Origin of the sequence: Streptomyces sp. NBC_00569 (genome assembly GCF_036345255.1) — a bacterium.
Taxonomy (GTDB): Bacteria; Actinomycetota; Actinomycetes; order Streptomycetales; family Streptomycetaceae; genus Streptomyces.
Genome location: NZ_CP107783.1, coordinates 6,881,147 through 6,898,939 on the forward strand (window position 1 = coordinate 6,881,147; position 17,793 = coordinate 6,898,939).

The 17,793-nt window shown below is 71.8% G+C and carries 18 protein-coding genes; 7 read left to right on the forward strand and 11 right to left on the reverse strand.

What is annotated here, in order from left to right; translation table 11 throughout:
• The first annotated feature begins 90 nt into the window (after nucleotides 1-90).
• Nucleotides 91-414 (forward strand): nuclear transport factor 2 family protein, encoded by a 324-nt coding sequence (locus OHO83_RS30935; protein ID WP_330280045.1) that lies wholly within the window; start codon nucleotides 91-93, stop codon nucleotides 412-414.
• A 21-nt stretch (nucleotides 415-435) separates the two neighbouring features.
• Here the strand turns inward: OHO83_RS30935 and OHO83_RS30940 are convergent, their stop codons facing one another.
• The 3 genes from OHO83_RS30940 to OHO83_RS30950 all read right to left on the reverse strand — a co-directional run bounded on the left by OHO83_RS30940 (nucleotide 436) and on the right by OHO83_RS30950 (nucleotide 2,763).
• On the reverse strand, nucleotides 436-1,296 hold the full coding sequence (locus tag OHO83_RS30940; RefSeq protein ID WP_330280046.1) for a PhzF family phenazine biosynthesis protein: 861 nt from the start codon (nucleotides 1,294-1,296) through the stop codon (nucleotides 436-438).
• A 120-nt stretch (nucleotides 1,297-1,416) separates the two neighbouring features.
• Nucleotides 1,417-1,878 carry a lamin tail domain-containing protein gene (locus OHO83_RS30945; protein ID WP_330280047.1) on the reverse strand — a complete coding sequence of 154 codons (462 nt, stop codon included), beginning with the start codon at nucleotides 1,876-1,878 and terminating at the stop codon, nucleotides 1,417-1,419.
• Between the two features lie 105 nt (nucleotides 1,879-1,983).
• Entirely contained in the window at nucleotides 1,984-2,763 is a 780-nt protein-coding gene (locus OHO83_RS30950; protein WP_266669967.1) for an SDR family oxidoreductase, read from the reverse strand.
• Nucleotides 2,764-2,897: 134 nt separating this feature from the next.
• On the opposite strand from OHO83_RS30950, the gene OHO83_RS30955 reads away from it, so the two are divergent.
• Complete coding sequence (locus tag OHO83_RS30955) at nucleotides 2,898-4,547, forward strand: alkaline phosphatase D family protein (RefSeq protein WP_266669965.1); 1,650 nt, start codon at nucleotides 2,898-2,900, stop codon at nucleotides 4,545-4,547.
• A 205-nt stretch (nucleotides 4,548-4,752) separates the two neighbouring features.
• Here OHO83_RS30955 and OHO83_RS30960 read toward each other — a convergent pair whose 3' ends face one another.
• Entirely contained in the window at nucleotides 4,753-5,751 is a 999-nt protein-coding gene (locus OHO83_RS30960) for a Gfo/Idh/MocA family protein (RefSeq protein ID WP_266669963.1), read from the reverse strand.
• A gap of 124 nt (nucleotides 5,752-5,875) precedes the next feature.
• Here OHO83_RS30960 and OHO83_RS30965 point away from each other — a divergent pair, with 124 nt between their 5' ends.
• Genes OHO83_RS30965 through OHO83_RS30975 form a run of 3 tightly spaced genes read left to right on the forward strand, consistent with a single transcriptional unit; the run spans nucleotide 5,876 to nucleotide 9,360 of the window.
• Entirely contained in the window at nucleotides 5,876-7,189 is a 1,314-nt protein-coding gene (locus tag OHO83_RS30965) for a multidrug effflux MFS transporter (RefSeq protein ID WP_330280048.1), read from the forward strand.
• Nucleotides 7,123-8,313 (forward strand): serine hydrolase domain-containing protein, encoded by a 1,191-nt coding sequence (locus OHO83_RS30970; protein WP_266669959.1) that lies wholly within the window; start codon nucleotides 7,123-7,125, stop codon nucleotides 8,311-8,313. The genes OHO83_RS30965 and OHO83_RS30970 overlap by 67 nt, the downstream gene beginning before the upstream one ends.
• Before the next feature lie 30 nt (nucleotides 8,314-8,343).
• Complete coding sequence (locus OHO83_RS30975; protein WP_266669957.1) at nucleotides 8,344-9,360, forward strand: small ribosomal subunit Rsm22 family protein; 1,017 nt, start codon at nucleotides 8,344-8,346, stop codon at nucleotides 9,358-9,360.
• Between the two features lie 108 nt (nucleotides 9,361-9,468).
• Here the strand turns inward: OHO83_RS30975 and ddaH are convergent, their stop codons facing one another.
• Complete coding sequence (gene ddaH / locus OHO83_RS30980; protein ID WP_389572287.1) at nucleotides 9,469-10,317, reverse strand: dimethylargininase; 849 nt, start codon at nucleotides 10,315-10,317, stop codon at nucleotides 9,469-9,471.
• A gap of 244 nt (nucleotides 10,318-10,561) precedes the next feature.
• Nucleotides 10,562-10,744 (reverse strand): DUF6243 family protein, encoded by a 183-nt coding sequence (locus OHO83_RS30985; RefSeq protein ID WP_116502378.1) that lies wholly within the window; start codon nucleotides 10,742-10,744, stop codon nucleotides 10,562-10,564.
• Between the two features lie 167 nt (nucleotides 10,745-10,911).
• Here OHO83_RS30985 and OHO83_RS30990 point away from each other — a divergent pair, with 167 nt between their 5' ends.
• The gene (locus OHO83_RS30990; protein ID WP_266669955.1) at nucleotides 10,912-11,538 is read left to right on the forward strand and encodes a TetR/AcrR family transcriptional regulator; all 627 of its coding nucleotides are present in this window, start codon (nucleotides 10,912-10,914) and stop codon (nucleotides 11,536-11,538) included.
• On the opposite strand, the gene OHO83_RS30995 is transcribed toward OHO83_RS30990, so the two are convergent.
• Nucleotides 11,525-12,370 (reverse strand): glycerophosphodiester phosphodiesterase, encoded by an 846-nt coding sequence (locus OHO83_RS30995; RefSeq protein ID WP_266669953.1) that lies wholly within the window; start codon nucleotides 12,368-12,370, stop codon nucleotides 11,525-11,527. The two genes, OHO83_RS30990 and OHO83_RS30995, sit on opposite strands and share 14 nt — an antisense overlap.
• A 180-nt stretch (nucleotides 12,371-12,550) precedes the next feature.
• On the opposite strand from OHO83_RS30995, the gene OHO83_RS31000 reads away from it, so the two are divergent.
• Nucleotides 12,551-13,276, forward strand: coding sequence for a bifunctional DNA primase/polymerase (locus OHO83_RS31000; protein ID WP_266676301.1), 726 nt, complete (start codon nucleotides 12,551-12,553; stop codon nucleotides 13,274-13,276).
• Nucleotides 13,277-13,314: 38 nt separating this feature from the next.
• Here the strand turns inward: OHO83_RS31000 and OHO83_RS31005 are convergent, their stop codons facing one another.
• From OHO83_RS31005 to efeO, 4 genes are all read right to left on the reverse strand, one after another.
• On the reverse strand, nucleotides 13,315-14,301 hold the full coding sequence (locus tag OHO83_RS31005) for a hypothetical protein (RefSeq protein WP_330280049.1): 987 nt from the start codon (nucleotides 14,299-14,301) through the stop codon (nucleotides 13,315-13,317).
• Nucleotides 14,302-14,370: 69 nt separating this feature from the next.
• The gene (gene efeU / locus OHO83_RS31010; RefSeq protein WP_266669950.1) at nucleotides 14,371-15,228 is read right to left on the reverse strand and encodes an iron uptake transporter permease EfeU; all 858 of its coding nucleotides are present in this window, start codon (nucleotides 15,226-15,228) and stop codon (nucleotides 14,371-14,373) included.
• A 7-nt stretch (nucleotides 15,229-15,235) separates the two neighbouring features.
• Nucleotides 15,236-16,519, reverse strand: coding sequence for an iron uptake transporter deferrochelatase/peroxidase subunit (efeB, locus tag OHO83_RS31015; RefSeq protein ID WP_330280050.1), 1,284 nt, complete (start codon nucleotides 16,517-16,519; stop codon nucleotides 15,236-15,238).
• A 30-nt stretch (nucleotides 16,520-16,549) separates the two neighbouring features.
• Nucleotides 16,550-17,707 (reverse strand): iron uptake system protein EfeO, encoded by a 1,158-nt coding sequence (gene efeO, locus OHO83_RS31020; protein WP_266669946.1) that lies wholly within the window; start codon nucleotides 17,705-17,707, stop codon nucleotides 16,550-16,552.
• Nucleotides 17,708-17,793: the final 86 nt, after the last annotated feature.

Sequence of the window (17,793 nt, forward strand, 5' to 3'; positions counted from 1 at the left end):
TGGCCCGTGCGGCCGGGGTCCCCGGCCCGGCGACGAACGACCGGAAGGTCCGGCACCGTGGCGCCGGAAGGAGAGGCAGGAGACGGCGACATGCCCATCCAGACAACCAAGCTCAGCGACCCGGCCGTCCGGGCCTTCGTCACCGCGGTGAACGCCCACGACCGGGAGGCCTTCCGGGCCGCCCTCGCGCCCGGCGCGACCATGTCCGACGACGGGTCGGACCGGGACGTCGAGGAGTGGACCGGCCGCGAGATCTTCGACTCCAACGGGCACATGGAGATCGAGAAGGAGTACGCCCACGGCCTGGCCCTGACCGCCCTCTACCGCAACGACGCCTGGGGCGAGATGCGGACGAAGTGGCAGTTCGTCGTGGCGGGCGGCAAGGTGACCCGCTTCGAGACCGGTCAGGCGTAACTCCCCGGTCGGCACTCCCGGTCAGCCGGGAATCCGTACCGCCGAGCCGCTCACCCGGACCCGAGGGTCGCCCTCGCGCAGTGTCACCGTCAGCTCGCCCGGGCGGCCCATGTCCTCGCCCTGGTGGAGGGTGAGGACCGCCTTGGAGGGGACGAGTCCGAGTGCGCGCGCGTACGCGCCGAACGCGGCCGCGGCGGCGCCCGTCGCCGGGTCCTCCACGACACCGCCGACCGGGAACGGGTCACGGGCGTGGAAGACGGACTCCGAGGCGCGCCAGACCAGTTGGACCGTGGTGAGGTCGAGGCGGTGCATCAGGGCCTCGAGGCGCGCGAAGTCGTAGGAGAGGTCCGCGAGCCGCGCGCGGGTGGCGGCCGCGAGGACGAGGTGGCGGGCGCCCGCGTACGCGATGCGCGGCGGGAACGCCGGGTCGAGGTCGGCGGCGGGCCAGCCGAGCGCGGCGAGCGCCTCGGACAGGTCTTCGGGCGCCACGTCGGTGATGTGCGGCTCGACGCTCGTGAGCGTCGCGCGCGGGGTGCCGTCGGCGTCCTGGGCGACCGTCACCGGCACCTCGCCGGCCTGCGTGGCGAAGAGGTAGTCGCCGGGGCCGTGGATCTCGCTGAGCGCCACGGCCGTCGCCACGGTGGCGTGCCCGCAGAACGGGACCTCGGCCTTGGGGCTGAAGTAGCGCACGGTGTACGAGCGTTGCGTGCCGTCGGGCGCCGGTGTCACGAACGCCGACTCGCTGTATCCGAGCCGCGCCGCGATGGCGAGCATCTCCTCGTCGTCGAGCGCACGCGCGTCGAGCACGAGGCCGGCGGGGTTGCCGCCCGCGGGGTCTGTGGTGAAGGCGGTGTAGCGCAGCACGTCCGAGTCGGTGTTCATGACGGGGGAGCGTAGCGCGGGCAGCCGCAGCGCGGCCCGGGTTCTCCTGCGGTCCCGTCGGCAGGTCCCCCCTGCCCCCGGGCCGCGGAACGGCTGCCCGCCTTCCCCCTCGGAAGTGGCTCAGTGGCAGCTGATCCCGCCGGGCCCGTCGCCCCACGAGCAGGAGTCGAGCTGGGCGCCGCTCGGCTTGATGAGGCGGGCCTTGTCGCCGGTGTTGTTCCAGACGTACGAGCCGCGGCCCCAGTAGCGCACGCCGGAGGCGTCGGTGCCCCTGCCGGTGCGGACCTTGACCGTCTTGCCGGCGCCGATGTTGTAGCTGCCGAACGTGTACGTGTAGCCGGTGTTGTCCTTCAGCTTGTAGCCCTTGAGCTGGATCGCGGAGCGGGTGTTGTTGTGGATGTTCACCCACTCCGCGTTCAGCGAGGAGTTCGACCGGTTGTCGCTGCCGGGGCTGTCGTACTGGATGTAGCCCAGGTGCAGACCGCCCTGGTGGGCGGCGGCGGAGGCCGGCGACGCGGCGAGCGGGGAGACCGACAGGACGCCGGCCGCCAGGGCGGCCGAAGCCGCGGAACGTGTGCGCAAGGTGTGCTCCGAATGTGAAGTTCTCGTGGAGAGATCCCGAGCATACGGGCCGCGCTGCCCTGGATTAGGCCGGTGGGTCCCATTCCGCTTGTGGAGGTTCGCCCCTCAACCGCGGCCGATGTACGGCATGTTGGTCGCCAGGACCGTCGCGAACTGCACGTTCGCCTCCAGGGGCAGTTCGGCCATGTGCCGCACCGTGCGTGCCACGTCCGCGACATCCATCACCGGCTCCGGCGCCAGCGTTCCGTTCGCCTGGAGGATCCCGGTCTGCATGCGCTCCGTCATGTCCGTCGCCGCGTTGCCGATGTCGATCTGGCCGCACGCGATCCGGTACGGACGCCCGTCCAGGGACAGCGACTTCGTCAGCCCGGTCAGCGCGTGCTTCGTCGTCGTGTACGCCGTCGAGCGCGGACGCGGCGTGTGTGCCGAGATGGAGCCGTTGTTGATGATCCGGCCGCCTTGCGGGTCCTGCTCCTTCATCTGCCGGAACGCCGCCTGCGCGCACAGGAACGCGCCGTTGAGGTTCGTGTCGACGACGTGGCGCCAGGCGTCGTACTCCAGGTCCTCGACCGGGGACGCGGGCCCGAACGTGCCCGCGTTGTTGAAGAGCAGGTCGAGGCGGCCGAACCGGTCGCGTACGGCGGAGAAGAGCGCGGCCACGTCCTCGGGGCTCGAGACGTCGGTCCGTACGGAGAGCGACCCGGCCGCGGCCCCGGGGGCGAGGGCCGCCGTCGCGTCGAGGGTCTCGGTGCGGCGGCCCGCGAGCGCCACCTGCCAGCCCGCGCGGAGCAGTTCGACGGCGACGGCCCGGCCGATGCCGGAGCCCGCGCCGGTCACCACGGCGGTCGGTACGTGCGGTTCCGGGGCGTTGTTCTGAGCGTTCATGGCCCCGGAGCGTACGGCAGGAGGGGTCATACGGAGATCACTCATCCGCCATGTGGCGGCCGTGCGCATGACAGGTCACGGTCGTCCCCCGGCACTCCAATTTCCTCTGACAACAACCGTCAGGGGAGGGCCACATGACAGCCGAAGGACGCCATCCGAACCAGCACTCGCCCGAACTGCGTGTCGCGGCCGGTCACTTGGGCCGCCGCCGCTTCCTCACCGTCACGGGCGCCGCCGCCGCGCTCGCCTTCGCCACGAACCTGCCGGCCGCGGGCACGGCGAGCGCCGCCGAGTTCGACGCGCGGAAGATCACCGCCGACCCGTTCACGCTCGGCGTGGCCTCCGGCGACCCGCTGCCCGGTTCCGTCCTGCTGTGGACGCGTCTGGCCCCGTCCCCGTACGAGGCCGACAGCGGACTGCCCGCCCAGCGCATCGCCGTCGAGTGGGAGCTCGCGCACGACGAGCGCTTCCGGCGCGTCGTCCGGCGCGGCACGGCCACCGCGCACCCCGAGTTCAACCACTCCGTCCACGTCGAGGTCGACCACCTCGCGCCGGGCGGCGTCTACTACTACCGCTTCCGCACCGGCAAGTGGGTCAGCGGGACCGGCCGGACGCGCACGGCGCCCTCCGCCCACGCCCGCACCTCGGCCCTCACCCTCGCCGCGGTCTCCTGCCAGGCCTACCACGACGGCTACTTCACGGCCTACAAGCACCTCGCCGCCGACCCCTCCGTGGACGTCGTCTTCCACCTCGGCGACTACCTCTACGAGTACGCCGTGAACTCCGCCGGCGGCGTCCGCGCCTACACGGGCGGCGACGTACTGCCCGCCCACTTCAACCACGAGACCGTGACGCTGGAGGACTACCGGCTGCGGTACGCGCTCTACAAGTCCGACCCGGACCTGCGGGCCGCGCACGCCGCGCACCCCTTCGTCGTCACCTGGGACGACCACGAGACCGAGAACAACTACGCGGACGACATCGACGAACAGGACGGCCCGCCCGCCGAGTTCCTGCTCCGCCGCGCCTCCGCGTACCGCGCCTACTGGGAGAACCAGCCCCTGCGCCGCCCGCAGCTCCCGCAGGGCCCTGACGCCCAGATGTACCGGCGCCTGACCTGGGGCAAGCTGGCCCAGTTCGACATCCTCGACACCCGCCAGTACCGCTCCAACCAGGCGTACGGCGACGGCTCCCACGTCCCCGGGCCCGAGTCGGACGACCCGGCGCGCACCATCACCGGCGCCACGCAGGAGCGGTGGCTCATCGACGGCTGGCGCCGCTCGCACGCCCTGTGGAACGTCGTCCCGCAGCAGGTCACCTTCTCGCAGCGCAAGCTCGACCTGAACGCGGCCGCGAAGGTGTCCATGGACGCGTGGGACGGCTACCGCGCCTCGCGTCAGCGCGTCCTCGCCGGGGCCAGAGCGGCCGGCGTCGACAACCTGATGGTGCTCACCGGCGACGTGCACGTGGGCTACGCCTTCGACATCAAGGACAACTTCGACGACCCGTCGTCGAAGACCCTCGGCACGGAGATCGTCGCCACGTCCGTCAGCAGCGGCAAGGACGGCGCGGACAAGCCGGCGAACTGGGGCACGTACACCCAGGCCAACCCGCACCTGAAGTTCTACAACGGACGGCGCGGCTACGTGACGGTCGCGCTCGGCGAGCACGAGGCCCGCGCCGACTTCAAGACGGTCCCTGCGGTCACGACGCCCGGAGCCCCGATCACCACGGCGGCGTCGTTCGTGACGACGGTGGGCGAGCAGGGCCTGCGTCCGGCATAACGGGGGCCGGCCACCCCGCGCCCCTGATTGCTTTCCGGGGGCGCGGGAGTCGCTTCTTCGGCGCGGACGGCTGCCGTTCAGGCGCGCCGGGGACCGCCTTCTCGGGGGCGCAGGTACCTGTCTTCAGGGCGCGGGGAACCGCGCGACCAGCCCCCACCGGACCGTCACCCGGCAGCGAAACCGCTACGCGCCGGCCGGCATGCCGCTACCCCTCCGACGGATACCGCACCCCGATCCGCTCCCGGACGGAGTCCAACGTGCGCATCACGGCGAGCGACCCCGCCAGCGGCACGAGCGGCGACTCCGTATCGCCGGCCCGCACCCGGTGCATCACCTCGCCCGCCTCATGCCGGAGGCTGTCGCGCGGCCCGTCCCCCGGCTCCGCCGTGAACTCCTGCGGCTCCCGGCCGTCGCGGTGCAGCACGAACCGGTCCGGGTAGAAGAAGCCGTGCGGAATGTCGATACGGCCCTGGGAACCGGTGATCGACGCGGTGACCGGAGTGCCCGCGTCGATCGAGCAGTCGAGCAGCGCGTGAGCACCGCTCTCCCACGAGAGCAGCATTCCCGTACGGAGATCGACGCCCTCGTCCGAGAGCGCCGCTCTCGCGGTCACCTCCGAGGGCTCCCCGAGGATCAGGTGAGCGAAGGACACCGGATACACGCCCAGATCGAGCAGTGCGCCGCCGCCCTGCGCGGGATCCCGCAGCCGGTGCGCCGGAGGGAAGGGCCCCGCGAGCCCGAAGTCGGCCTGCACCGTGCGGACGTCACCGACCGCACCGTCGTCGACCAGTGCCTTCAGCCTCCTGATCAGCGGATGGCAGTACATCCACATGGCCTCCATCAGGAAGAGGCCACGGCTGCGGGCGAGCGTCACCAGCTCCTCCGCCTCGCCGGAGTTCAGCGTGAACGCCTTCTCGCACAGGACCGCCCGGCCCGCCTCCAGGCACAGCCCCGCGGCCGCCCGGTGCGCGGAGTGCGGGGTCGCGACGTACACGACGTCGACGTCCTCGTCCTCGGCGAGCGAGGACCAGTCCCCGTACGCCCGCGGGATCCCGAACCGCTCCGCGAACGCCTTCGCCGAGGCGTCGGAGCGGGACGCCACGGCGACGACCTCCGCGTCCGGCATGTCGAGAAGATTCGCCGTGAAGGACGCGGCGATGCCCCCGGTCGCCAGGACGCCCCACCGCACACGCTCACGTTCCACCACTGAAGGCCCCCTACCAGGTTCCGGCCACTGCCCTTGCCGTCACGTCACGAAATGTGGTCTCAACCAATGCACCTGAGCTGAGAGCATAGGTAATCGAATGAACGACCGGGAGGGGAACCGCATGCCGGATCACGGCCGCCAGCACGCGTCCGCGCGTGAGACCCAGCGCATACCCGAGGCATCACCCGTCGCGGGCCCCTCGCTCACCGCCCGCCGCCGCACCGGCTTCCTGGTCACCCTCGTACTCGGCGGACTCACCGCCGTACCCCCGCTGTCCATGGACATGTACCTCCCGGCGCTGCCGGAGGTCACCGGTGCGCTGCACACCTCGGCCGCCACCGCCCAGCTCACCCTCACCGCCTGCCTGACCGGCATGGCGCTCGGGCAGCTCGCCGTCGGCCCGATGAGCGACAAGTGGGGCCGCAGGCGCCCCCTCCTCATCGGCCTCCTCGTCTACATCGCCGCCACCGCGGTCTGCGCCTTCGCCCCCACGGCCCCGCTCCTCATCGGCTTCCGTCTGGTGCAGGGCCTCGCCGGGGCCGCCGGCATCGTGATCGCCCGGGCGGTCGTGCGCGATCTGTACGACGGCGTCGAGATGGCGCGCTTCTTCTCCACCCTCATGCTGATCTCCGGCGTGGCGCCGATCGTCGCGCCACTCATCGGCGGCCAGGTCCTGCGGGTCACGGACTGGCGCGGCATCTTCGTCGTCCTCACCGCCGTCGGCATCGCGCTGACCGCCCTCGTCTGGAAGGGCCTGCCGGAGACGCTCGCCCCCGAGCGACGGCACGGCGGCGGCACCGCCGAGGCGCTGCGCACCATGCGCGGCCTCCTCGCCGACCGCGTCTTCACCGGCTACATGATCGCGGGCGGCTTCGCCTTCGCCGCGCTGTTCGCCTACATCAGCGCCTCGCCGTTCGTGGTCCAGGAGATCTACGGCGCCTCGCCCCAGACCTTCAGCCTCCTGTTCGGCATCAACTCCGTCGGCCTGATCGCCGTGGGCCAGATCAACGGCAAGCTCCTCGTCGGCCGCGTCAGCCTCGACAAGGCGCTCGCCGTCGGCCTCTGCGTCATCGCGGTCGCCTCCGCCGCGCTGCTGCTCATGGCGACCGGCGTCTTCGGCGACGTGGGACTCGTACCGATCGCGGCAGGGCTGTTCGTCCTCATGTCCGCGATGGGCCTCGCCATGCCCAACACCAACGCCCTCGCCCTGATGCGCACCCCGCATGCCGCGGGCTCCGCGTCCGCGCTCATCGGCACGACTTCCTTCCTGGTCGGCGCGATCGCCTCCCCGCTCGTCGGCATCGCGGGCGAGGGCACCGCCGTCCCGATGGCCGTGGTCCAGCTGGCCTGCGCCCTGGCGGCCATCGCATGCTTCTTGGGACTGTGCCGCCCCTGGCGGCGCGGGACCGGACCGACGCGGGAGGCGGAGCACTGAGCACCCCACGACTGCGCCCCGGCACTCCCGAACGCGCCGGGCTCGACCCCGACGAGCTGCGCCGCCTCGTCCAGGACGTGCGCGAACTGCCCCGCGGGGCGCACCCCTGGTGCGCGGGCGCCGTCGTCCTCGCGGGCCGCGGCCCGGTCGTCGCCGTGCACGAGGCGGCGGGCTGGGCGATGCGGTACCTCGCCTACGACGAGACGGCGGACCGGGGCGTCGAACTCCCGCCCGCGTCCCGCGTCCCCATGCGCCCCGACACGGCCTTCGACCTCGCCTCCCTCACCAAGCTCTTCACGACCGTCGCAGCCGTGCAGCAGCTGGAGCGCGGCACCCTCGGCATCGACGCGCGGGTGGGCGCCTACGTCCCCGAGTTCACCGCCGCCGCCGAGCACGACGTCACGATCCGCCAGCTCCTCACCCACACGTCCGGCCTGCGCCCCGAACTCCCGCTGTACGACTGCCCGGACGACGCGGCGCGCCTGACGGCCCTGCGCACCGAGGCCCCGTCGTCCCCGGCCGGCGCGTACCTCTACTCCGACCTCAACATGCTGCTGCTTCAGCACGTCCTGGAGCGCATCGCGCAGCGCCCCCTCGACGCCCTTGTGCGTGACGGCATCACCCGGCCCCTCGGCATGACCGCGACCGGCTTCGGCCCGCACCCCGGCGCCGCCGCCACCGAGGACCAGCGCCGCCCCTGGGCCAAGGCCGACCGCGGTCTCCTGCGCGGCATCGTCCACGACGAGAACGCATGGGCCCTCGGGGGCGTCGCCGGCCACGCGGGCCTCTTCTCCACGGCGTACGACCTCGCGGTCCTGTGCCGCACCCTGCTCAACGGCGGCTCGTACGGCACCGCCCGCATCCTCGGCCCCGACTACGTCGAGCTGATGCTCACGGCCCCCGGCCTCGGCTTCCAGCTCGACCAGCCCCGGTTCATGGGCGAGCTCGCGGGCCGCGGCGCGGCCGGACACTGCGGCTTCACCGGCACGTCGCTCGTCCTCGACCGCGTCACGGACACGTTCGTGATCCTCCTCGCGAACACGGTCCACCCGCGCCGCAGGGCCCCGCAGAACGGGCCGCGCGCCTCGGCGGCGACGCGTCTCGCGCGGGCCGTGGGCGCGTAGGGGCCCTCGGGGCGACCGTAGAATCACGGGGTGAACGCCCCCCTCTCCTCTTACTCGCCGGTCTCCCCGGCCGACACCCTGCGCGCGGCCCTCGCGGGGCTGCTCGACGGGCTGCCGCCCACGCAGGCGGCGCGCGCCGTCGAACGGCTGATCGCGAGCTACCGGGGGACCACCCCGACGGACGCGCCGATCCTGCGGGACCGTGCCGACGTCGCCGCCTATGCCGCGTACCGGATGCCGGCCACCTTCGAGGCGGTCCGCTCGGCGCTCGGCGCGCTCGCCGACGCGGCGCCGGAGGGCTGGGCGCCCCGGAGCCAGGTGGACGTGGGTGGCGGGACGGGCGCCGCGGTCTGGGCCGTCGCCGACACCTGGGCGGGCGAGCGCGATGTCACCGTCCTCGACTGGGCCGAGCCCGCGCTCGCCCTCGGGCGTGAACTGGCCGGTTCCTGCGACCGGTTGACCTCCGTGCGCTGGCAGCGCTCACGTATCGGAGCGGCGCTCACCATCGAGAGCGCCGATCTCGTCACGGTGTCGTACGTCCTCAAGGAGCTGACCGCCGACGACCGCCGCGCCGTGGTCGACGCCGCGGCCGCCGCCGCGAGTCCCGACGGGGCCGTGGTCGTCGTCGAGCCCGGCACCCCCGACGGCTACGAGCGGATCATCGAGGCGCGCCGCCGTCTGACCGACGCCGGATTCCACATCGCCGCGCCCTGCCCCCACAGCGCGGCCTGCCCCATCGAGCCCGGCACCGACTGGTGCCACTTCTCGGCCCGGGTCAGCAGGTCGTCGCTGCACCGCCAGGTCAAGGGCGGTTCCCTCGCGTACGAGGACGAGAAGTTCAGCTACGTGGCCGCGACCCGGTTCGCGCCCGAGCGCCCCGCGGCCCGGATCACCCGCCGCCCCCAGATCCGCAAGGGCCAGGTACTCCTGGACCTGTGCGAGGCGGAGGGCGCGCTGGGCCGCGAGACGGTGACGAAGCGGCACGGGCCGCTGTACCGGGCGGCCCGCGACGCCGACTGGGGCGACGCCTGGCCGCCGGCTCCCTAGGAGGCGTGGGCGCGTCAGCGCGCCGTCACGGGGTGCGGGGCCGTGACCTTTCGCGGCTTCGCCGCGCGGGCGCGAACCACCACGGACCCCCGCACCCGGCGAACCGGCTCAGGCCCCGAGTTCCAGGCCGCGCGGCTGCTCGCCGCGAAGCTCCGCCGTGCAGCACTTCACGCTGCCGCCGCCCTTGAGCAGCTCGGAGAGATCCATCCCGACGGGCTCGAACCCGCGGTCCCTCAGCGGCTCGAACAGGCCGACGGCAGCCTGCGGCAGCAATACGTGCAGCCCGTCGGAGACCGCGTTCAGGCCGAACGCCGCGGCGTCCGGCTCCGTGGCGATCAGCGCGTCGGGAAAGAGGCGTTCGAGAACGGCCCGGCTGCCCGGCGAGAACGCCTCCGGGTGGTACATGACCTCGTCCGCCCCGTCGTCCAGGACACCGAGCGCGGTGTCCAGGTGGTAATAGCGCGGGTCGACGAGGTCGAGGCCGATGACCGGGCGGCCGAAGAACTCCTGCGCCTCGGCGTGCGAGAGCGGACTGGAGCGAAAGCCCCGGCCTGCCAGGACGTACGAGGCGGTGACCGCGAAGTCGCCCTCGCCCTCGTTGATGTGGACGGGCTCGTGGACCGCCGTGTAACCGCGCTCCCTGAACCAGTCCAGGTGCGCCGCTGCCTCGGCGGTGCGCTGGGGATGGGCGAAGCGGGCCCCGAGCACGCGTCCGTCGACGACGGTCGTGCCGTTCGCCGCGAAGACCATGTCGGGCAGGCCGGGGAGGGGTTCGAGCTCGTCGACGCGGTGTCCGAGCGAGCGGTAGCGGTCCCGCAGGTCCTCCCACTGCGCGAGCGCGAGCGGGACGTCGACCGGCTTGGCGGGATCCATCCAGGGGTTGATCGAGTACGTGACTTCGAAGTGTGCCGGTCGGCACATCAGGTAACGCCGGGGTGTGGCGCGGCGACCAGGCAATGAGGGCTCCTCACGACCGCAGTGGCAGATGCGCCCATGGTGCGGTGCGAGGAGCCCCCACCGCTGTGCACCGAACGGGTGGTCCCTCTGAGTCACCGGCCCGCATGTCACCGGTCGGCATGTCGCTTGCGGGCATGCCGCAGGCCGGCAACCCACCGGCCCGCGTGCCACCGGTACACGACCCGCCGCCCCCGCCGCTCACCGTCCCGGCCCCACCGGCCGGGGCCCCGCTCTCACGACGGCGTCACGAACCCTCGCCCGCCGTGCGTTCCTCCCGGAGCCTGCGCAGCAGCTCCCGCTTCTGCGCCTGCGGGTCGAGCCCGCCGCCGACCCGGCCGCCGCGGCCGCCGCCGCGCAGGGTCTTGCGGGAGAGATTGCTGCGGGTGCCGCCGACGCCCAGCATGTTCCCGGATCCACCTCGGCTCATCGTGGTCTCCCTTCGACCTTCGAATGGTGCTGTCCCGGGCGGGAGTTGAACCGCCCAGAAGCGAGACGAGTCGTCTCGCCAACGATGTCCACTGTCGGCGAGACGCATCGTCTTGTCAAGAGAGTTGAGACGGTACGTCTCGCCTCGCTCGCTGATACATTCGAGCCATGGCCCAGAAGACCGCTCCCGACTCCAACCGCCGCAGCGAGCGTTCGCGCCGCGCGATCTACGACGCCGCCCTCGCCCTCGTCGGCGAGATCGGCTACCCCAAGACGACCATCGAGGGCATCGCCGCCCGCGCGGGCGTGGGCAAGCAGACGATCTACCGCTGGTGGTCCTCCAAGGCGGAGGTCCTCATGGAGGCCTTCATCGACCTCGGCGTCCAGGCGGCGGAGGCCGCCGGAGCGGGTGACTGGGCGGAGGCGGACGGCATCCCGGACACCGGCGACGTCGAGGCCGACCTCAAGGCGGTCCTGCGCGCCACCGTCGACGAACTGCTCGACCCCCGCTACGACGCCCCCGCCCGCGCCCTCGCCGCCGAGGGGGTCGCCAACCCGGCCTTCGGCGAGGAGTTCGTCGGCCGCCTCCTCATGCCCGCCCTCGAGCTGTACGTACGCCGGCTGCGCGCCGCGCAGGACGCCGGCCAGATCCGCGCCGACGTCGACCCGTACATCGCCCGCGACCTGTTCTCCGCGCCGCTCGCCCAGCGCTGGCTCCAGGGCACGGGCCCCCTGGACCACGCCTATGCCGACACACTCGTCGAGTACGTCCTCTACGGGCTCAGCCCCCGCTGACCCGTACCCGCACGTCCGACGGGGTGCGGGTCAGCAGGCCCGGCGCGTCCGAGATCACGCCGTTGCAGCCGAGCCGCAGCACCCGGTCCCGCTGCCGCGGCGAGTTCACGGTGTGCGCCCACACCCGCGGGATCCCGGACCGCGCGGCCCGTACGAGATCGGCGTCACGCGCCTGGTAGTCCACGTCGAGCAGGTCGACGAACCGGGCCCAGCGCGCCGGGTGGTCCGTGCGCATCTGGACCTTCGAGCGCCACAGCTGTGCCATGAGGCCCATGTCGTGGGCGCGCAGGGCGACGGCGGGGTCGTTGGAGTTCACGAACACCGACCTGACCAGGCCCCGGCGTCGGATCATCGCGGCGAGCCCGTCCAGGCTCCGCGGGTCCTTCGCCTCCAGGGTCAGCACGATGCGCCCGCCCAGGCGGTCGAGGACCTCGTCGGCCGTCGGCAGCGGCTCGGCGTGCCAGCGGCCCGGCAGCGAGGCCTTCGGGCGCATCCGCACGCGCGTCCACTGCCGCGCGTCGAGTCTGTCCACGGGGCCCGACGTGTACGTCGTGCGGTCCAGGGTCGGGTCGTGCATCACCACGATCGTGCCGTCGCGCAGCATCCGCGTGTCGAAGTCGAGGACCTGCGCGGTACCGCGAGCGTAGGCGGCCGTCAGGCCCGACATGCTGTTCTCCGGGACCTCCAGGGCGCCGCCGCGGTGCGCCGTGTAGACGATGCCGTGGAGGCTGGCGACGGTCAGGGGGCCGGAGTCCCACTCGAGGGGGGCGAGGGTCGGCGGGGCGAGGGCCAGGAGCCCGCCGAGGCCCGTCAGCGCAATCCGTGTGACCATGCCGACCACGGTAGGCAGGCAAATCACCGTAAACCCGCTAATGACACCCGATTATCTTCTGCGTCTCGTGTCGCTCCGTATCGCCCCGGGTACCCCGGATGTGGACAGTGGCCACCCGCGGCGCAGGATGGTGCGACCATGGGACATGCTTCTCGGTACTACGGCGAGGTGAGGGGATTGATGGGCGCGGAGTTCGGCCGCCGGTCCGGCGGACAGGGCAGGATCTCCCAGTGGCTGCGTGCCAGGCGCCCGAAGGAGACCGAGGGCGACGGCGGCCGCGAGGCGCTGCTCCTGGCAGCGGCCGACGCGGGGCTTCCGCTCGCACCCGCCGCGTACCCCACCGACTACCGGTGTTCGTGCAGCCGCATCGGCTGTCCCACGCCCGGCAGGCACCCCGTCTCGTTCGCCTGGCAGACGCAGTCCACGACGGACCGCGGCCAGATCGAGCGCTGGGCCAGGCATCAGCCGCAGGCCAACTTCATCACCGCGACCGGCATGGTCCACGACGTCCTGGACGTCCCCCTGGAGGCGGGCCGCGAAGCCCTCGAACGCCTCCTCGCGGCGAGCATCGACGTCGGCCCCGTGGCCGAGTCGGGCGGCGACCGCATGCTCTTCTTCACCGCCACTCGCGGCACCCCCGAGGACGAGGACGAGTGGTGGCCCTGCGAGCTGGACTGCCACCCCGAGACGATGGACGAGCACCCCGGCCTGCGCTGGCACTGCCGCGGCTCGTACGTCCCCGTGCCGCCCGCCCGGCTCCCCGGTGACCTGACCGTCGACTGGCTGCGAGGCCTCGAACACCCGCTGCCGGACCCGCTCACCCTGCTCGAAGCCCTCACGGACGCCTGCGCACGGTACGTGGGCGAGGAGAGGGACTTCACGACGGCCTGGCCCTCGCGCGGCTGACGGACCGGGGCCAGGGGCTCGCACAGAGCCCCGGGACCCTAGCTGCCCTTCGCGCCCGTCAGACCCTCGAGCCGCGTCAGTATCTCGACGTCGCCACCCTTGGCCGGGTCGACGGCGACCTGGTTCGAGACGCGCTCCAGTGTCAGCGACTGCTTGACGTCGCCGGTCATCAGGGCCTTCACGTTCTCGTTGTCGACCGTGATGCTCAGGCCCTTGGACGCCGTCTGCTTCTCGTAGTGGTGCGTCGCGAAGAACACCATCGCCCCGCCGTCCGCGGTCCGAAGGGCCAGCGGCGCGTAGTCGCCCGACGTCATCGGCTCGTCGACGTACTGCCGGGCGAGACCCGGACGGCTCGCGTTCTTCTCCCGGGTGGTCCGCCACTGCGACGTGTGCCGGCCCGGCGCGAAACCGTCCCCGCCGTCCTTCAGATACGTCGCGTACGCGCGGCTCATGTCCTGCGGCGCCACCGCGAGCCCCGCGGCGTCCGCCGTCACGGGCCGCGCCCAGCCGTCCTTGTCCTTCTTGAACTCGGGGACGTCACCGGGCGACATGAGCGTCAGATACGCCACCTGCCAGGGCCGGTTCACCTCGTCACGGGTGAAGACGAGCATCCACCGGAAGTCGCCGCCCCGGTTGGCCTTCGTGTTCGCGACGAACCAGCGGGGCCAGCCCGCCTTCTTGGGAATGGTGAACTCGGCGTCCGACAGCTCCAGATCCGAGTGGCCGGGGTTGCCGTCGGGGTGGTTGGTGTGACCGGCCTTCAGCTTGGCGGCGTCGATCGCGCCGAGCGCGCCCGTCACATGGTCCTCGTCGAGGGACCCGTCGTACGCCTTGTCGGCCTTGTTGTACGCGGTGGTGAAATCCTTCAGGGCGCGGGCGGCCTCGGCCTTCGTGGCCGCCGGGAGGACCTCCCGCTCCCCGTGCACCGTCACACACCCGCTCGCCGTCAGCGCCACGGCGGTCGCGAGGGCCACCGCCGTAACCGGCTTCCTGAGACCACGAGGCCTGCGGAGGAGCTTGCTCATCGGTTCTCTTCACCTTCCCCTTCCCGGGCCCGAACCCTATCGGGGAGGGGAGCGGCGCGAGCGTCCGGATCAGGCTTTGGCGGACTCACGGGAAGACTGCGCCTCGGTCTTCGGCTTCCGGGACAGGAAACCGGCGGGCGCGAAGAACACCGCGAGCGTCGGGATCAAGTACAGCAGCCAGACGACGACTTGGAGGACCGTCGGATCGGGCTGGAAGTTGAACACGCCCTTGAGGAGCGTGCCGTACCAGCTGTCCGGCGGAATCGTCTCGCTGATGTCGAACGCCTTGCTGGACAGACCTCCCAGGAATTGCGCCTCCTGAAGGTCGTGCACGCCGTACGCGAGGACGCCCGCCGCCACGATCACCAGCATGCCGCCGGTCCACGTGAAGAACTTCGCCAGATTGATCTTCAGGGCGCCCCGGTAGAACAGCCAGCCGAGGACGACCGCCGTCAGCAGGCCCAGCAGGACACCGATCAGCGGCCCGTGCGTGCCGTCGTTCGACGCGCGCACCGACGCCCAGACGAACAGGGCGGTCTCAAGACCCTCGCGGCCCACCGCCAGGAAAGCGGTCGCGACCAGCGCGGCCGTACCCATCTGGAGTGCCGCGTCCAGCTTGCCGTGCAGCTCCGACTTCAGATGCCGCGCCGTGCGCCGCATCCAGAAGACCATCCACGTCACCAGGCCCACGGCGACGATCGACAGCGAACCGCCGAGCGCCTCCTGCGCCTCGAACGTCAGCTCCTGAGAGCCGAAGGTCAGCGCGAAACCGAAGCCGAGCGCCACGGCGACGGCGATGGCGATGCCGATCCAGATGGGACGCAGCGCGTCACGCCGGTCCGTCTTCACCAGATACGCGATGAGGATGCAGACGACGAGGCTGGCCTCGAGTCCCTCGCGCAGGCCGATCAGGTAGTTGCCGAACATCGTGTCCTCATGCCTCCTTGGAGAACAGCGCCCGGCCCCACCAGTCGCCGGAGTCCCGGACGCCCGGCGGGACGGCGAAGACGGCCGAACCCACGTGCTGGATGTACTCGTTGAGCGCGTCGCTGCGCGACAGGTTGCGCTGCACGCGGATGAACCCCTTGCGCACGTCCTTCTGGTAGGCCAGGAAGAACAGGCCGGCCTCCAGACGGCCGAGGCCGTCCGTGCCGTCGGTGAAGGAGTAGCCGCGGCGCAGGATGGTCGCCCCCGCGTTGGAGTCGGGGTGCGCGAGCCGCACGTGCGCGTCCGGCTTCATCGCCTTCAGGAACGGCTCGTCGCGCTCCTTGGCTTTGCCGACCGGGGCGCCCTCGCCCTTGTCGCGGCCGAAGACGTCCTCCTGCTCCTGGAGCGACGTACGGTCCCACGTCTCGATGTTCATCCGGATGCGCCGGGCGACGAGGTACGAACCCCCGGTCATCCAGGCCGAGCCCGCGTCCGTGTCCTTGGCGCCGACCCATACGTGCCGGTCCAGACGGTCCGTCTCGGTGCCGGCGATGTTGCGGGTGCCGTCCTTGAAGCCCATCAGGTTGCGCGGGGTCTGCGCGTCCGGAGTGGTCGACGACGTCTTGCCGAAGCCGAGCTGGGACCAGCGGACGGCGACCTTGCCGAAGCCGATCCTGGCGAGGTTGCGGATGGCGTGCACGGCGATCTGTGGATCGTCCGCGCATGCCTGGATGCACAGGTCGCCGTCACTGCGGGCCTTGTCGAGATTGTCGCCGGGGAACTTGGGCAGGTCGACGAGCGCCTCCGGCCGCCGGTCCGCAAGCCCGAACTTCTCGAACAGGGACGGGCCGAAGCCGATGGTGAGGGTGAGCCGGGACGGCTTGAGGCCGAGCGCCTCGCCGGTGTCGTCCGGCGGTGCCTCGGGCAGACCGCCGTACGCTCCCTCGCCGACCGCGTGCCCCTCCGTCATGCGGGACGCGGCCTTCGTCCAGTCCTTCAGGAGCTGCACGAACTCGTCGCGGTCGTCGGTCTTCACGTCGAACGACGCGAAGTGCAGACGATCCTGCACGGCGGTGGCGATTCCGGCCTGGTGCGCGCCGTGGAACGACACGGCGCCGCCCGAGTCGGCGACCGGCTGGGGATCGTCACCGGTCCGCGTCACGGCGACGGCGCCCCCCGCGGCGGCGGCACCGAGCGCGAGCCCGGCACCGCCCACCGCGAGCAGCGAACGACGCGACGGCGTACGGGAGTTGTCCGATCCGACCGAGACATCGGTGGTGGTGTCCGTCATCCCTGACCCCTTACCTGCGTACCCGGAGGGCTACTTGACGACGACGGCGGCGGCGAGCTTGGACAGCGGCTCCGCGAGCGCGTTCACCGCGTCCTGGAGCTCCTTGCGGTCCGCCTTGCCGACCTTGTCGTAGGAGGTGAACTCGTAGGAGGTCTTGTCCTTGCGGTACTTGTCGAGCAGCGTGTCCAGGGCGGCGAACTGCTTGTCGAGCTCCTTCGTCAGCGCGGCGTCGTTCTCCGCGGCGACGGGCTTGAGCAGGTCGTACGCCTTCTCGGCACCCTCGACGTTGGCCTTGAAGTCGACGAGGTCGGTGTGCGAGTAGCGCTCCTCCTCGCCCGTGACCTTGCCGGTGGCGACCTCGTCGAGGAGCTCCTTGGCGCCGTTGGCCATGGAGGTCGGCGTGATGTCCGCCTTGCCGACGCGGGTCTGCCAGTCCTTGAGGTCCTTGTCGAGCTGTGTCGCCAGCTCCTTCTCCCGCGAGCCGATCTTCTTGTCCTGCCACAGCGCCTTCTCCAGGCGGTGCCAGCCGGTCCAGTCCGTCTTCGGGTCCTGCCCCTCCTCCAGGCCGTCCGCGCGGACGTCGACCTTCGGGTCGATGTCACCGAAGGACTCGGCGACGGGCTCGGTGCGCTCCCAGCCGAGACGGGACGGGGCGTACGCGGCCTGCGCGGCCTTCAGGTCGCCCTTGCGCACGGCGTCCGTGAACGTCGTCACCTTGGGCAGCGTCTCATCGGCCTGCTCCTGCGCGTACGTCCGGTAGGCGGCGACGGCCTTGTCCAGGCGGGCGTCACGCTTGACGGCCTTGCCGCCGGTGACGGTCACCTTCTGGCGGATGCCGTCGCCCTTCATGCCGGGCTTGCAGGCGATCTCGTACGAGCCGGCCTTCACCTCGGCGGTCAGCTTCTGCTTGGTGCCGGGGCCGATGTTCTCGCGCTCGCTGACGATCCGGTCGTCCGGGAACAGGACATAGACCTCGGTGACCTTGGAGCCCTTGTTCTCTATGGACAGCTCGACATGGCCGGCCGGGAAACGGGTCTTGGAGACATCGCACTTGTCGTCCGTGGCGGTGACCTCGACGACGCGGTCGCCACCGGACTTGGCGTCGCTCTTCTGGGTGCAGCCCGTGACGGCGGCCAGGGTCGCCGCGGTGGCGGCGGCGGTGACAACAGTGAGTCGGACGGCTCGCATGCGGGCTCCAAGACGGTGAGGCACAGTGAGTGAGGCGGACCTAACTTAACCGAGGCTTACCTCAGTGCTACCCGGGGGTCCAGTGA